Below are 15,423 nucleotides of genomic sequence, written 5' to 3' on the forward strand. Positions count from 1 at the left end.
TTGTTTCACTTGATCCTTGTATCGTTCCGAAAAATCTGGCGGCGCGCGAAACCGTCACCCGGACCTGGTACTAAGGACCGGTGACCGAAGAAGAGGTGTTGCGGGAAGAGGCCGAGGAGCGGTTGCGCGCGCTCGCGGGGGAGGGCGCGCGGCTGCGCGAGGACCAGTGGGCGGCGATCAGGGCGCTGGTGATGGAGCGGCGGCGGGCGCTGGTCGTGCAGCGCACCGGCTGGGGCAAGTCCGCCGTCTACTTCATCGCCACCGCTCTCCTGCGCGACCTGGGCGAGGGCCCGACGGTCATCGTCTCGCCGCTGCTGGCGCTGATGCGCAACCAGATCGCCGCCGCCGAGCGGGCGGGTATCCACGCGGCCACCATCAACTCGGCCAACGCCGAGGAGTGGGAGAAGATCTACGCGCAGGTCGCCGAGGGCACCATCGACGTGCTGCTGGTCAGCCCGGAGCGGCTGAACAATCCTGAGTTCCGCGACCAGGTGCTGCCCGAGCTGGCCGAGAGCGCCGGCTTGGTGGTGGTCGACGAGGCGCACTGTATCTCCGACTGGGGGCATGACTTCCGGCCCGACTACCGGCGGCTGCGGACCATGCTGGCCGAGCTGCCGCCCGGCGTTCCGGTGCTGGCCACCACGGCGACGGCCAACGCGCGCGTCACCCGCGACGTGGCCGAGCAGCTGGCCGCCGACGAACAGGAGACGCTCGTGCTGCGCGGGCCGCTGGAGCGGGAGAGCCTGCGGCTGAGCGTGGTCCGGCTGCCCGGGGCCGAGCAGCGGCTGGCCTGGCTGGCGCAGACCCTGCGGGAGCTGCAGGGTTCCGGCATCGTCTACACGCTGACCGTGGCCGGGGCGCAGGAGATCGCCGCCTACCTGCGCGAGCAGGGGCATGCGGTGGCCGCCTACTCCGGGCAGACCGAGCCCGCCGAGCGGCTGGCCGCCGAGGAGGACCTGCTCGGCAACCGGATCAAGGCGCTGGTCGCCACCTCGGCGCTCGGGATGGGCTTCGACAAGCCGGATCTCGGGTTCGTCGTGCACGTGGGGGCGCCGCAGTCGCCGGTGGCGTACTACCAGCAGGTGGGCCGGGCCGGGCGTGGGGTGGAGAAGGCGGAGGTGGTGCTGCTGCCCGGCTCCGAGGATCGGGAGATCTGGGCGTATTTCGCGTCGCTGGCGTTTCCGGCGGAGGCGGTCGTGCGGGCGACCTTGGCAGCCTTGGAAGAGGGCGGGGTGCTGTCCACGGCGGCGCTGGAGAGCCGGGTGGATCTCAGCCGGAGCCGCCTGGAGATGATGCTCAAGGTCCTGGACGTGGATGGCGCGGTGCGCCGGGTCAAGGGCGGCTGGGAGGCCACCGGCGAGCCGTGGGCGTATGACGCGGAGCGGTATGCGCGGGTGGCGGCCGAGCGGCGGGCCGAGCAGGAGGCGATGCTGGCCTACCAGAGCACCCAGGACTGCCGGGAGCTGTTCCTGCGCCGCCATCTCGACGACGACACGGCAGTGGACTGCGGGCGGTGCGACAACTGCACCGGCACGTGGCGCTCCGCCGAGATCCCGGCGGATGCGGTGCAGGCCGCGGCCGAGCGGCTGGCGCGGCCCGGCGTCGATCTGGAGCCGCGCCGGCAGTGGCCCACCGGGCTGGCCGACCTCAAGGGGCGGATCAAGCCGGAGCTGGGGGCGGAGACCGGGCGGGCGCTCGGGCGGCTCACCGACATCGGGTGGGGGACCCGGTTGCGCGAGCTGCTGGCCCAGCCGGACGGTCCCGTGCCCGACGATGTGTTCGCGGCCGTGGTGACCGTGCTCAAGACGTGGAACTGGGAGCAGCGGCCGGTCGCGGTGGTCAGCGTGCCGTCCGGATCCCGGCCGGTGCTGATCCGGTCGCTGACCGAACGGCTGGCGCAGGTCGGGCGGCTGGCTGATCTCGGGCAGCTGGGCTATCGGAGCGGGTCGCCGGGGCAGCAGTACAACTCGGCGCAGCGGGTGCAGGCCATCCGGGGCACGCTGGCGATGCCGCGCGAGCTGGCCGCGAAGATCGCCGAGGTGTCCGGGCCGGTGCTGCTGGTCGACGACCGTACCGACTCGGGCTGGACGGTGACGCTGGCCGCCGCGCTGCTCCGGCACGCGGGAGCGACGGCGGTGCTGCCCCTGACGCTGGCGACCTGAAACTTTCACGGCCATTTGACGGGCGGGGGCATCGGCCGCACGATCATGGTGCCTTCTGGTCAGGAGGGGGCGTCGAGAGAACCCGTTTTCGATGCGAGGTGCGTCCATGCCCAAAACCCTCCTGCGGGCCGCGTCGGCCGTCTTACTGACGCTGACCGCCCTGAACATTCCCCCGGCGTACGCCGACGAGGCCGTCGCGGTGACCGTCAACGCGCGCGCCGCGCTGGCCACGGTCCCGGCCACCGGTATCGGAGCCAATCACGCGATCTGGGACTCCTACCTGGGCACCGACGACACGGCCGACCGGCTCAAGGACGCGGGCGTGCAGGTGCTGCGCTACCCCGGCGGCTCCTACTCCGACATCTACCACTGGGCCGACCACACCGCGCCCGGCGGCTACGTGGCGCCCGGCACCGACTTCGACACCTTCATGCGCGGCGCGCGCCGCACCGGGGCGCAGCCGATGGTGACCGCCAACTACGGCACCGCCACCGCCCAGGAGGCCGCCGACTGGGTCAGGCACGCCAACGTCACCAAGAACTACGGCGTGAAGTACTGGGAGATCGGCAACGAGAACTACGGCAACGGCCACTACGGCGCGGCCTGGGAGGCCGACAACCACGCCGACAAGAGCCCCGCCGAGTACGCCCGCAACGTCGTGGCCTACTCCAACGCGATGAAGGCCGTCGACCCGACCATCAAGATCGGCGCGGTGCTGACCACACCCGCCAACTGGCCCGACGGGATCGTGGCCGGCGGCGACGACGGCACCTGGAACAAGGTCGTCCTGTCGATAGCCGGATCGAAGATCGACTTCGTCATCCTGCACTGGTATCCCGGCGCGTACGACAAGGCCGCCCACATCCCCGACATGATCCAGCTCACCCGGCGTCAGATCGCCGCCCACGCCGGGCCCGGCTCGGAGCGGATCGGCATCGCGATGACCGAGTTCAACACCGGGACCAGCGGCGCCGGGGAGAACACCCAGCCCGGCGCGCTGGCCGCCGCCGACGCCTACGCGACCCTGCTGGCCGGCGGGGTGTTCACCGTCAACTGGTGGAACACCCACAACGGCATCGGCACCCCCAGGCAGGTCGAGGGGCACACCGACTACGGCGACTTCGGCCTGCTGTCCAACGCCAGCTGCACCGCCGACGGCAGCGCGTGCGAACCGGCGGTCAACACACCCTTCGCGCCGTACTACGCGCTGCAGATGATGAGCCGCTTCGCCCGCCCCGGCGACCAGTTCGTCAAGGCCGCCACCGGCCAGGCGAAGGTCGCCGCGCACGCGGTCCGCCGCCCCAACGGCGACCTGGCCGTCATGCTGATCAACACCTCCGCCGACACCGCCTACCCCGTCACCATCGGCTACGCCGGGTTCGGCCCCGCCGCCGGAGCGCCCACCGTGCTGACCCACGTCAACGGCGCCACCAGCATCACCAGCTCGACCGCGGGCAGCGCGACCAGCCAGACCCTGCCGCCGCTGTCGCTGACCACGGTCGTGGTGCGTCCGGCGACGGCCCCGGCCGGACTGCCGGGCGCGCCGGGACAGCCGACCGCCACCGCCGTCACCGACACGACCGCGACGATCTCCTGGCCCGCCGCCACCCCCGGCACGCGCCCGATCGTGAAGTACGAAGTCCACCGCCAGAACGGCGCCATCACCGAACAACTAGGGGAAACCGGCGGCACCTCATTAGCGGTCGGCAACCTCAGGCCCGGCACCCGCTACACCGTCAACGTGATCGCCCGGGACAGCGGCGGCGGCGTCTCGTGGTCCTCCCCGCCGTTGACGTTCACCACCGGCACTCCCGCCGCCAGTTCCTGCACGGTACGGCTGACCGATCAGACCAACTGGGGCAGCGGCTACGTCGGCTCCATTGACATCACCAACAACGGCGCGCCCATCAACGACTGGACCCTCGACTTCACCTGGCCGAGAACCTGGCAGAACCTGGACGGCGGCTGGAACGCCACCTGGACCCAGACGGGTTCCGCCGTCAAGGTCGTCGCCAGCGGCCCCATCGCCACCGGAGCCACCACCAACATCGGCTTCGTCGGCAGCTACAGCGGCCCGAACGTGCTCCCGTCCGTCTTCACCCTCAACGGAACCATCTGCACCACCCAGTAGGCCCGCCTGAGAACGAGGTCGCCCATTACCCCGTGTGGCGGGCGACCTCGTTTCGTGTGGGACCCACAGCGACGACGGGTTCGGGCGGAGCCCGAGGGGATCAAACGGGCTGGGTGGGTGGGAGTCCCACGGCGATCGACAGGCGAGGAGATCGCCTGTCGAATCACCCTAGAGGCGAGGGCGGGCGCCCAGGTTGGCGATGCACTTGGCGGCCAGGGCGTTGCCCGCCGCCAGGGCGTCGGCCGGGGGCTTGCCGTTCAGCCAGCTCGGCAGGAAACCGGCCGCGAAGGCGTCGCCCGCGCCGGTGCCGTCCACCACGCGGTCGACGGTCTCGGCGGGCACCCGGACCGGCTCGGAGCGGCTGTTGGTGTACCAGAGCGCGCCCTCTTTGTTGAGCTTGATCACGACCTGGGGGAACCACGCGGTGAGCACCTTGGCCGCCGCGTCCGGCTCCTCGCGGCCGGTCAGCACCTTGGCCTGGTCGGCGTTGGCGAACAGCAGCTTGACCCCGTGCGTCCACTCCAGGAACGGCTCGGCCCCGGTGCGTTCCACCGGCGCGGACGAGGCGCAGTCCACCGAGATCGACATGCCGGCCCTGCGGGCCAGGTCGAGCGCGGCCAGGCCGGCGTCCCTGGAGCCCTCGCAGATCAGCGTGTAGCCGGACATGTGCAGGTGGCCACCCTGGGTGAACAGGTCACGCGGCAGGTCTTCTGGCGACAGCGCCGCGTTCGCGCCCGGGTCGGACAACATCGTGCGCTCGCCCTTGTGCGTCACGAGCACGACGCAGGTGCCGGTGGGACGTTCCGGGTCCATCACGAGGCGGGCGTCCACCCCGTAGCCCATCAGCTCCATGTCACGGTTACGGCCCGTGATGTCGGCGCCCCGGCGGCCGATGAAGGCCACTTCGGAACCTTCCACGGCGAGCCAGGAGGCGATGTTCGCGCCGGAGCCACCCCCGTGCATGGTGACGATTGCCGGGGTGTCACTGGCGCGGGCGAGCGGGAACCTGGCGCGGGCGACCGCGTCGGTCATGAGATCGCCCACCACGACGACCCGGGTCATGATGTCACCACCTTGCCAACTGCTGAGGGAGGTGAGCCTGCCGCACCATTGGGGGGTCGGCGTCCTCTCCGTGCGATATGAGGCTGACGCCGAGAAACTTAACAGCTTCCGGTGACGCCGTGGGGGGTAGAGCGGACACTCGGGCACAGTCGATGCACAAGCGTTGCCCAACCATCCCAAGCCGGGCGTCGATACGCTCGACCTGTGGAACCACCGTACCCGGCGCACTGGGAGGCGGACGTCGTCCTCTCCGACGGCGGCACCGCTCACCTGCGGCCGATCCATCCCGGCGACGCCGGACTTCTCCGTGATTTTTACTCCCGTTTGTCGGATCAAACGATTTACTTTCGGTTTTTCGGCCCTCGTCCGCGATTGTCCGATCGGGAGATCGCTTGGTTCACCAACGTGGACCACAATGACCGGGTGGCGCTGATCGCCACCATCGGCACGGAGATGGTGGCCGTCGTCCGTTATGACCGGGTGCAGCCCCCCGATCACGCCGAGGTGGCCTTCCTCGTCGAGGACGCCCACCAGGGCCGGGGGGTCGCCGCCGTCCTGATGGAACACCTGCGCGCGGCCGCGCGCGAGCGCGGGATCCGTACCTTCATCGCCGACGTGCTGCCCGCCAACCACCGGATGAACATGCTGTTCCGCCAGGCCGGATACACCGCGCGCAGCACCTTCGCCGACGGCGTCGTGCGGCTCACCCTCGACCTGGCCACCACCGAGACCGCCGTCGAGGTCACCTCGGCCCGTGAGCATCGCGCTGAGGCCCGCTCGATCCAGCGGTTGCTCACCCCGGAGTCGGTGGCCGTCATCGGCGCCAGCAGGGAACCCGGCGGCATCGGCCAGACCGTGCTGCGCAACCTGCTGGCCGCCGACTTCACCGGCCCGGTCTACCCCGTGCACCGCGAGGTCCGGGCGGTCGCTGGGGTGCGCGCCTATCGCAGCGTCTCCGCGATCGACGGCGACGTGGATCTCGCCATCGTCGCCGTCCCGGCCGAAAGCGTGCTCGGCGTGGTCGAGGAATGCGCCCGCAAGGGCGTCAAAGGCCTGGTCGTGGTCTCCAGCGGCTTCGGCGAGACCGGCGAGGAGGGCGCCGAGAGGCAGCAGGAACTGGTCCGCATCTCCCGCCTGTACGGCATGCGCGTGGTCGGCCCCAACTGCCTCGGCATCGCCAACACCGACCCCGGCATCCGCCTCAACGCCACCCTGGCCGCGACCCTGCCCGGCCGTGGCCGGGTGGGCTTCTTCAGCCAGTCGGGAGCGCTCGGGACCGCGCTGCTGCAGCGGGTGGCGCAGCGCGGCATGGGGATCTCCACGTTCGTCTCCGCCGGGAACCGGGCCGACGTGTCCGGCAACGACCTGCTCCAGTACTGGGAGGAGGATCCGGCGACCGAGGTGATCCTGCTCTACCTGGAATCGCTCGGGAATCCGCGTAAGTTCGCGCGGCTGGCGCGGCGCATCTCGCGTACCAAGCCGATCGTGGTGGTCAAGTCGCAGCGGGTGCCGAGCGGGCACGCGGCGTCGGCGCTCGGCCTGCCGGACACCGTGGTGAGCTCGCTGTTCGCCCAGGCCGGGGTGATCAGGGTGGACGATCTGACCCAGCTGTTCGATGTGGGCCAGTTGCTGGCCTACCAGCCGCTGCCGGAAGGGCCGCGGGTGGGCATCGTGGGCAATTCCGACGCGCTGGCGCTGCTGGCCGCCGACGCCTGCCTGGCCGCGGGTCTTGAACCTGGCACTCCGGTTAATCTGGGCGCACGCGCGGGGGCCGAGGAGTTCGGGAAGGCGCTCGCGGGTGTGCTGCCGGGGGTGGACGCCGTGGTCGCGATCTACATGCCGCCCATTCCCGGGCGGGCCGACCTGGTGGCCGCCGAGCTGATCAAGGTGGCCCGGGAGTCCGGGAAACCGGTGCTGGCCACGTTCCAGGGCGAGTGGGGGCTTCCCGCCGAGCTTCGCGTGCCGGGGGAGGGTCCGGAGCGTGGCTCGATTCCGTCCTATTCGGCGCCGGAGGAGGCCGTTCGGGCGCTGGCGCATGTGGTCAGGCATGCCCGGTGGCGTACCGCACCGGCTGGCACGATTCCGGAAATTTCGTTAGATCGGGCGGAGGCGCACCGCGTCATCGACGCCGCGCCCGCCGACACCGAGATCGACGCCACCGCCCTGCTCGCCTGTTACGGGATCGAGGTCGTGACCGAGCCCTCGGCAGGGCCAGCGGTGCCGACCATGGTCGGTGTGGTCCAGGACCGTGACTTCGGGGCGGTCGTGTCGTTCGGGCTCGCCGATGTGGCGGCCCGGCTGCTGGGCGATCACGCGTACCGGCTGGCGCCGCTGACCGGGGAGGACGCGGCCGGTCTGGTCCGCGCCGTGCGCACCGCGCCGCTCCTGTTCGGGGAGTACGGCTACCCGCCCGTGGCCGTACCGGCTCTGGAGGATCTGCTGGTCCGGGTTGGGCTGCTGGCGGACGCGCTGCCCGAGGTGGCCCGGCTCGATCTCGATCAGGTCCTGGTGGGGGAGGGCGGCGTCACGGTGCTGGGCGCCCGCGCGGTGATCCGGCCCGTGGTCGGCCCTCGCCCCGACGGCGGACCCCGCCGCCTTGGCTAGTACGCCTCTAGCGATAACCCTGGACGGGTAAGGGCAAGGGAAAGGCCCGATACTCATTCCAAATACTGCTAAATCCGTATATCTGGGCTGGCGAGAAGGTGGCTTCGCATGTGAAAACCGCGCCCATGACAGGGCAGGATGGACCCATGAGGGATACCCGAGTCTCGGCTGCCGACCTGCGCGAGGCCATCGACCGCAGCGGCTACTACCCCGACCTGGTCACCGACGCCGTCGACTCCGCCGTAGGGAAAGAGCAGGTAACGGCGTTCGTCGTGCACCACGAGGCCACGTTCGACCCGGCCATGGAGGTGCGCAGGCACGTCACCGTGCTGGTGCTGTCACCGTCCCGGCTGCTGGTCTGCCACACCGACGAGCATCCGCCCGCCGAGGGCAACCCCACCTCGCACGCCTCCACCACGACCGAGGCCGTCCGGCTGAGCCGGATCCAGTCGGTCGCGCTCACCCGGGTGGTCCCCGACCCCGCCTCCTACGTGCCCGGCGTGCCGCCCAGCGAGGTCACCCTGACCATCGGCTGGGGCGCGATCTCGCACGTCGATCTCGAACCGGCCACCTGCGGCGACGAGAACTGCGACGCCGACCACGGCTACACCGGCGCGGTCACCGCCGACGACCTGCAACTGCGGGTCAGCGAGGCCGCCGACGGTCCTGAGGCGGTCACCCACGTCCTCGCCTTCGCCCGCGCCCTGTCCGAAGCCACCGCCAGGAGCTGACCGTGGCCGGGCCCCACCTCCCCGCGTACGGCGCCGCCTCGCTGAGCGATTTTCCCGGCTCCCTGCTCGCCACCTTCGGGGGCGGCGGCGACAACACGCTCGGGCTGGAGCCCGCCTCCCGGGTCTGCCTGTTCCTGGTGGACGGGATGGGCGCCGAACTCCTGCGCGCCCATCCCGGGACGGCCCCGTTCCTGTCCGGCGCGCTGGGCCGCACGATCACGGCCGGGTTTCCGTCCTCCACCCCCACCAGCCTGGCCACCCTCGGCACCGGCGGCACCCCCGGCGAGCACGGCATGATCGGCATCCAGATGGCGGTCCCCGGCGAGGGCCGCCTCTTCAACTGCCTGCGCTGGACCGCCCCCGGCCTCCCCATCGACCCCGAGGTCTGGCAGCCCGCCACCACCGTCTACCAGCGCCTTACCGCCCTCGACGTCGACGCCGTCTACGTCGCCACCGGCGCCTTCGACGGCACCGGCCTCAACCGCGCCGTCTACCGCGGCGTCCACCACCTGCACGCCGAGTCCATCGACGAGCGCATCGAGGGAGTACGGCACGCGCTCCAAGCCCCCCGCACGTTCGTGACCGTCTACTACAGCGACCTCGACAGCGCCGGCCACCGGTCGGGCTGGGGTTCACCCGCCTGGCTCGAGCAGCTCGCCATCGTCGACCGCATGGCCGAACGCCTCGCCGAGACCCTGCCGCCGGGCGCGGTCATGTATGTGACCGCCGACCACGGCATGGTCAACGCCACCGACAAGGTCGACGTCGACCAGCATCCCGAACTCATGGAGGGCGTCTCCCTGCTCGGGGGCGAAGCCCGGGCTCGGCATGTCTACACGCTCCCGGGCGCCGCCTCGGCGGTCGAAGCCACCTGGCGGGAGATGCTCGACGGGCGGGCGTGGGTCGTGTCCCGGGAGGAAGCGGTGGATTCCGGGTGGTTCGGGGGGAGCGTGCGGCGGGAGTGGCTGCCGCGCATCGGGGATGTCGTAGCCGTGCCGTACGGTGGCTGCGTGGTCATCCCGGCGGAGGCCGAGAAGTTGGAGTGGGCATTCACGGGGTACCACGGGTCGTTGACAGTGGAGGAGCTGAACGTTCCGCTGCTGGAGATCCATCGGTGAGTTCGTCTGATCTGCCTGGGGGTGCACGATGGGGCCGTTGATCGCCGCTGAGAGTCTGGCCGACGAGCGGGTCACCCTGCTCGATGTGCGCTGGCGGCTGGGTGGTCCGCCGGGGATCGAGTCCTACCGCGAAGGGCACATTCCCGGCGCCGTCTTCTGCGACCTGGACCGGGATCTGGCCGCGCCGCCCGGGCCCGGCGGGCGCCATCCGCTGCCGTCCGCCGAGGACTTCCAGGCCGCCATGCGCCGTCTCGGGGTGTCGGGCTCCCGGCCCGTCGTGGTCTACGACGAGGCCGAATCCCTGTCCGCCGCGCGCGCCTGGTGGACGTTGCGATACTTCGGGCATCCCAGCGTTCGCGTGCTCAATGGCGGACTCCGCGCCTGGATCCGGGCCGGCCTACCGATCACCAAGGACATGCCGGACGTTCCCGTCGGCGACTTCACCGCCACCCCCGGCGGAATGCCCACCCTGGACGCCGACCAGGCCGCCGACCTCGCCATCACCGGCGTCCTCCTCGACGCCCGCGCCCCCGAACGCTACCGAGGCGAAACCGAACCCATCGACCCCGTCGCCGGCCACATCCCCGGCGCCGTCAACGCCCCCACCACCCAGAACATCGAACCCGCCGGCCTCTTCCACACCCCCGACTTCCTCCGCGAACGCTTCAACACCCTAGGCGCCACCCCCGGCATCCCCATCGGCACCTACTGCGGCTCCGGCGTAACCGCCGCCCACCAACTCCTAGCCCTAGAAGTAGCCAACCTCCCCGCCGCCCTGTACGTCGGCTCCTGGTCCCACTGGATCACCGACCCCACCCGCCCCATCGCCACAGGCTGACCCCCCTGCAGACCGCCCGCTCGCGCGATCGTCGGCTGTGGCCGGGCGGGACGGCGCAGAGACGAGGGCCAAGGGGAACCCGGCTCCAGGGGCACAGCGGCGGCCATCAGAGGGCTTGAGCGTGAGGGCGATTGTGGGGTGAGTACACGCTTCCGGTAAGTGGCGATCATCACGTTCCACCTCAGCTATTCAGCATCTGGTCAATACATCTGATAGCTGACTTCCTGACCTGCGCGAACATGGCTCATAGCCGCGTGTTCGGCCAGCACCTTTCGGGTGCTGGGCGAACGAGCGTCCTCGCAGCCCAGGACGGGTGAACATCAAGATTGTGAACCATCGGGGTTCGCATTGCCGAGGCGGCGCAGGCAACGCGCCCTTGAGCGCCCTGCTGAAGGCCAGAATGTCCCGCTGGATGCCGAAAGTGTTTGATTCTTGATCTGCTCCACCGCTGGGCACCTGATCTAGAGATCGGGACCTCGGCATGCGATGATCACGGTTGTGATATTTGGCAGAAAGGGCCATGCCGCGTAGGCGCCCTTCCGAGGTTCGCGCACGAGGATCTGTGTGCGTGACCCACAGAGCTTCGATCCATCAGGTTCCCGGTCTTGGCCGTCGGCCCATGGCCGCGGTGATCAGGCTGGAACATACCCGTATGCGGCCAGGCGAAGTGGCGGCGGCCTTGCTCGCTTGGGCGCAAGCGGTCATTCCTGGCACCACTGACCGGATCGCGCCTACCTGCATGTGCCGAGAGTGCTCCGGAGACACCCCACGCCAGCGCCTCGAAGAGGCACTCATCGCACTGCCGCGGTGGGCCAAACCGTACCTCTACGGTCTGGTCCTCCCTGTCGACAGACGATTTCTCACCCGAACGTTACCGAATCCGCACGCTTCACCCGAGTGGCCGTGGTGGCAGCAACGCTACTGATATCCCAACGAATGGGAAACCACGCCCTTTTCGACTTCACTGACCGGGCGCTTCCCGTCCTGGCTCAGTTTGCGTACATTCCCGACCTGGGTGGCTTCTCGTCAGATGCCACCCGGGTGAACGTGTCAGGAGAAGACCTCGTTGGCTGACTCGGCGAATAGGGCGCGTTTGACCCAGGAGTCGAGGATCGCCTCGTCTTTGCAGGCGAGGATGCGCTTGCGGTCGCCTTCGGAGAGTTCGACGCCCCGGGTTTCCAGCATCATCAGCAGGATCCCCGCCTCTTTCTCAAGCGCGCCTTCGGCCTTGCCCTCTGCCTTGCCCTCGGCCTTGCCCTTGGCTTCGCCTTCGGCTAGGAGGTTCTCGATCAACCTGCTCTGGTACGGGTAGGTCTCGGCGGTCATGAGCCTCTCCATTTCTTGTTGCGCGTCGCCCGTCAGAGACACCAGCACGTACCCAGCGTAACCTTCGGCGCTGGAATCTTCCCCTAGGGAGTGCAGGGCGGCTGTCAATGTTGCGAGGATCTTGTTGATCTGGGGGTGTTTGTTGTGGGCGATGGCGGCGATCGCGGCGAGGCCGAGGTTGCCGATGGCGTCGGTGACCTCGGTGTAGACGGGTGAGTTGTCTGGTCCGATCACCAGGGGGACCAGGTCCCAGTTGGGATGGCCGACCTCGATGGGCTGGGAGGCCCATCTCGCGGTGGCGCGGTCGCGGCAGATGACCACCAGGCAGGCGCGGCATTTGTCGCGGGCACGGAGATTGGTGATGTAGGCGGGCCAGCTTATGCGCTTGTGGTCGTCGCGCTGGAGTTGGACCTCGACGATGACACCGAATGGGTTGGCTTCGTCGCCGTAAAGTAGGGCGGCGTCGGCGCGGTACTCGGTTGGTAGGCATTCGGTCAGGTTGCCGGAGATGACGCGGCTGTTTCCGGTTGCTGGAATGGGGAGTTCGAAGAGGGTTCGAAGGGCGTCCGCGGTTCGGCCCGGGTCAAGGGTGGCGATGCCGGCGAGACCCTCGTGGGGGGCGCTGATCATGAGGCAAAGATTACCGAATACATAACTGGAATATGCCGGTTTTGATTTTTCTAAGGTATAGAGGGCCTCTATGTGCTGTATAAAGCGATGCTATTAATGTATAGAGTGTTGCTCGTTTATCCTGGTGGAAAATTGTGAAATCTGCATATCGGCACGACGAGCCCAGTTCATGGCGGTGCTGGGTGCGCGGGTCGCTGGTGTGGCGGTCGGTCAGGCGGGTGCCGGGGTTCAGGTGATCTCTGGGGAGGCTTCCCAGTCGCGGCAGGGGATGACTGTGTAGTGACGGTAGAGGACGGCGACGGGGCCCTGGCCGGACATGGCGGTGAGAACTCGGCGAGTGGCTGATTGTTCTGGGTGCTCGTGGCTTGGTCGCAGGACACGTGGACCTCGGTACATCGTGATCGGTTAGTCTCCCGAGCCGAAGCATGCGAATCCTGGGATGTTGGTCTCGTGTGTTGCGCGTGCCAGTGCTTCGGCGGGTGTGTGGCCGACTGCGAGGAGTTCGTGGAAGCGGCTCATCAGGACTAGAGCTTCCTCGTCCCGTACTGGTACCACTCCGGCGATGACGCAGCGGGCGCCGCGTTCTAGAAATGCGCCTGCCAGGCCCCAGGTGACGCCGTCCATGGGGGCGTGTGCCATTCCGGCTTCGCATGCTGAGAGGACGACCACTGGTGGCATGCGGTTGGCGCGAAGGATTTCGTAGGCCATCAGAGGGCCGTCATCAAGAGTGATGTTCGAGAGCATTGGGCTGCGAGGTGAGAACATGCCGTGGGCCGCGATGTGGAGGACTCCGGCCGATTCCAGGGCCTCGATCACTGATTTCTTGGTGGCTGGGATGGCTGTGGCGTTCTTGTGAGTCTCGACCACTCTCTGGACTTCGGCTTTGGCGTATTCCAGTTCGGGGCCGGCTACCGCGATAACGAGGGCGTCCGTTTTGTGTGCGGCCGGAGGTTCACCCGCGTGTGAGTGTACGGAGACTGGTCGGCCACGGAGGGAGGGGAGCAGCGGCCACGGGAGGGTATGGAGCGAGCCTGTGGGGACGATGGTGATTGGTCCCAGGTTCAGGCGGAGAGAACGCATCAGCAAGGCGTCGAGTGCTGCCAGATCCGCTTCGGGTATCGATTCCGTGCCGGGTCCGGTGCCACGTCCGGTGCCGGGTTCGGTCTTGCGCCCCGTGCCGGGTCCGGTGCCACGTTCGATGTTGGGTTCGGTGTCGCGTCCGGTGTCGTGTTCACTGCGGGGTTCGGTGTCGCGTAGGTTGCGTCGTCGGAGCTGGTAGCGGATCCGGATTGTTGCTTCGGTTATGTCCGAATACGAGCCGATCTTGTGGAGTTCGCAAGTGTCATGTTGGGCGACGACTGCGAATAGGTCGTCTTCGTGTCGGACGAATTCCACGAGGCAGGTCGGTCCGATGGTTGGAGCGCCGTCGTTGAAGTCGCCGCGTACCACCGCACGCCATCGTTCTGCCCAGGCCAGGACACCATGGCCGTTTCCGCGTGAGAGGGCGAGTTTGAGACCGAAGGCTGCCAACTGCTCGGCGCCTCGAATCGCGTGGGCACGGATCTCGGCCGCGCCCATGATCATGGGGTGCTCGATGCCTTGAGCCGACGTGGGGGAGATCGTTTCCAGGAAGGTGGCGATGCCCGCCTCCACTGACGCCATAGAGGCGGTGTCGTTTCCGTTCAGGTGATGGAGGACGGCTTGCGCGTGGTGGCGGACGATCGGGCGGGTGCGCGGCGTCAGGAGCCGGGACAACTGGGTTGTGGCCGCCGCTCGATCCTTCAGGTGCTTGGCGGTGCGTCCGGCGAGTAGGCGGAGGGAGTCGGCTTGGGTGGGCCAGCCTGTGGTGGCCAGTTCGTCGGCGCATGCGTACAAGTCGGTGAGCAGATCCGCGGGGACGAGGTGAGGAGGGTCGGACTGTGCCAGTCGTGCTCGCAGGATGATTTCGGTGGCCAGAGGAGCCCAGCGGGCACGGCTTTGGGTGAGTAGTTCAGTGTGGGTCGTCTGCGCGGTTTGTTCTGCTTGGTAAGGGTCGCCGGTGAGTAGTTCCACCTGAGCTAGGAGGAGGCGGGCGTCGCTCAGCGCCACCTGGGCATTGGAAGCCGCCAATACCGGGACGGCCTGTTCCAGGAGGGCGCGTGCTTCGTTCGGGAGCCGTGCCTCGACGAGGGCTTGGGCGAAGTCGACGCGCATGGCCGCCAGGCGTTCCGGGTAGCCGACCAGGGAATGTTCGGCGGCCTGGTAACTAGCGAAAGCGGCGGGAATGTCACCTCGGCGGGCGGCGGCAAAAGGCAGGTTGCCTTCGGCGAGCATGGCCAAATGGGTGAACCCTGAGCTTCTGGCGATTCCGGCGGAACGCGTGAAGTCGGCCGCCGCTTCCCCGAATCGTTCAAGGAAGACATAGGCGAGCCCCCGGCTGAGGAGCCCGCCCGCATGACAACGTGGGTCATCGCCGAGAGCTGGAAAAGCCGTCGTACACCGCTCAACAGCCTCCGTATGCCTGCCCAGCAGAACCAGCGGCACCGCCCGCTGAACATCCAGCCGATGCCGATCGAGCCTGTCCAGATCCGGTTCGACCTTGTCGGCCAGAGCGAGCGCCGCTTCGGGATCCCCCAGCAACGCACGAAGCGGAACCTGCGACATCGCCGCCTGCGCCGCCCGCACCGGCACATCGACAGCCCGGCGAGCCGCCCGCGTAAGCAGCTCATCCGCCAACCCCAGATCCCCAAACTCCCACGCGGCCAACGCCATCCCCCGCAACGCGATCGACGCCGCCTCCGCATCCCCCACCCCCTCACTCTCCCGCAGCACACCCTCCGCC

At 68.8% G+C, this 15,423-nt stretch carries 10 protein-coding genes; 7 read left to right on the forward strand and 3 right to left on the reverse strand.

Going from position 1 to position 15,423, the window contains the following annotated elements; genetic code table 11:
• Window positions 1–80 precede the first annotated feature (80 nt).
• Both Aple_RS08475 and Aple_RS08480 read left to right on the forward strand, forming a co-directional pair.
• Window positions 81–2,162, forward strand: coding sequence for a RecQ family ATP-dependent DNA helicase (locus Aple_RS08475; protein ID WP_246264257.1), 2,082 nt, complete (start codon window positions 81–83; stop codon window positions 2,160–2,162).
• Window positions 2,163–2,268: 106 nt separating this feature from the next.
• Window positions 2,269–4,293, forward strand: coding sequence for a cellulose binding domain-containing protein (locus tag Aple_RS08480; RefSeq protein WP_155343948.1), 2,025 nt, complete (start codon window positions 2,269–2,271; stop codon window positions 4,291–4,293).
• Window positions 4,294–4,461: 168 nt separating this feature from the next.
• Here the strand turns inward: Aple_RS08480 and Aple_RS08485 are convergent, their stop codons facing one another.
• Complete coding sequence (locus Aple_RS08485; RefSeq protein WP_155343949.1) at window positions 4,462–5,355, reverse strand: carbohydrate kinase family protein; 894 nt, start codon at window positions 5,353–5,355, stop codon at window positions 4,462–4,464.
• A 204-nt stretch (window positions 5,356–5,559) separates the two neighbouring features.
• Here Aple_RS08485 and Aple_RS08490 point away from each other — a divergent pair, with 204 nt between their 5' ends.
• The 4 genes from Aple_RS08490 (at window position 5,560) to Aple_RS08505 (ending at window position 10,646) form a co-directional block, all read left to right on the forward strand.
• Window positions 5,560–7,959 (forward strand): bifunctional acetate--CoA ligase family protein/GNAT family N-acetyltransferase, encoded by a 2,400-nt coding sequence (locus Aple_RS08490; protein WP_155343950.1) that lies wholly within the window; start codon window positions 5,560–5,562, stop codon window positions 7,957–7,959.
• Between the two features lie 146 nt (window positions 7,960–8,105).
• A complete protein-coding gene (locus tag Aple_RS08495; protein WP_155343951.1) occupies window positions 8,106–8,690 on the forward strand; it encodes a DUF5998 family protein in 585 nt (194 codons plus the stop codon).
• A 2-nt stretch (window positions 8,691–8,692) separates the two neighbouring features.
• On the forward strand, window positions 8,693–9,808 hold the full coding sequence (locus Aple_RS08500; RefSeq protein ID WP_155343952.1) for an alkaline phosphatase family protein: 1,116 nt from the start codon (window positions 8,693–8,695) through the stop codon (window positions 9,806–9,808).
• Window positions 9,809–9,836: 28 nt separating this feature from the next.
• Window positions 9,837–10,646 carry a sulfurtransferase gene (locus Aple_RS08505; protein ID WP_155343953.1) on the forward strand — a complete coding sequence of 270 codons (810 nt, stop codon included), beginning with the start codon at window positions 9,837–9,839 and terminating at the stop codon, window positions 10,644–10,646.
• A gap of 1,050 nt (window positions 10,647–11,696) precedes the next feature.
• Here Aple_RS08505 and Aple_RS08510 read toward each other — a convergent pair.
• Window positions 11,697–12,602 carry an RpnC/YadD family protein gene (locus Aple_RS08510; RefSeq protein ID WP_155343954.1) on the reverse strand — a complete coding sequence of 302 codons (906 nt, stop codon included), beginning with the start codon at window positions 12,600–12,602 and terminating at the stop codon, window positions 11,697–11,699.
• A 405-nt stretch (window positions 12,603–13,007) separates the two neighbouring features.
• Window positions 13,008–15,125: a CHAT domain-containing protein gene (locus Aple_RS08515; protein WP_170321350.1), complete on the reverse strand. Its 2,118-nt coding sequence runs from the start codon at window positions 15,123–15,125 to the stop codon at window positions 13,008–13,010.
• A 21-nt stretch (window positions 15,126–15,146) separates the two neighbouring features.
• On the opposite strand from Aple_RS08515, the gene Aple_RS51905 reads away from it, so the two are divergent.
• Window positions 15,147–15,423: hypothetical protein (locus Aple_RS51905; protein WP_170321351.1), on the forward strand; the 277-nt coding region annotated here is incomplete at its 3' end.

Source organism: Acrocarpospora pleiomorpha, from assembly GCF_009687885.1.
In the GTDB taxonomy this organism is placed as follows: domain Bacteria; phylum Actinomycetota; class Actinomycetes; order Streptosporangiales; family Streptosporangiaceae; genus Acrocarpospora; species Acrocarpospora pleiomorpha.

What these genes read in the sequence shown, in the direction of transcription:
- Aple_RS08480 (WP_155343948.1), top strand. Translation starts at nt 2,269, where the DNA reads ATGCCCAAAACCCTCCTGCGGGCCGCGTCGGCCGTCTTACTGACGCTG.
- Aple_RS08485 (WP_155343949.1), bottom strand. Translation starts at nt 5,355, where the DNA reads ATGACCCGGGTCGTCGTGGTGGGCGATCTCATGACCGACGCGGTCGCC.
- Aple_RS08495 (WP_155343951.1), top strand. Translation starts at nt 8,106, where the DNA reads ATGAGGGATACCCGAGTCTCGGCTGCCGACCTGCGCGAGGCCATCGAC.
- Aple_RS08505 (WP_155343953.1), top strand. Translation starts at nt 9,837, where the DNA reads ATGGGGCCGTTGATCGCCGCTGAGAGTCTGGCCGACGAGCGGGTCACC.
- Aple_RS08510 (WP_155343954.1), bottom strand. Translation starts at nt 12,602, where the DNA reads ATGATCAGCGCCCCCCACGAGGGTCTCGCCGGCATCGCCACCCTTGAC.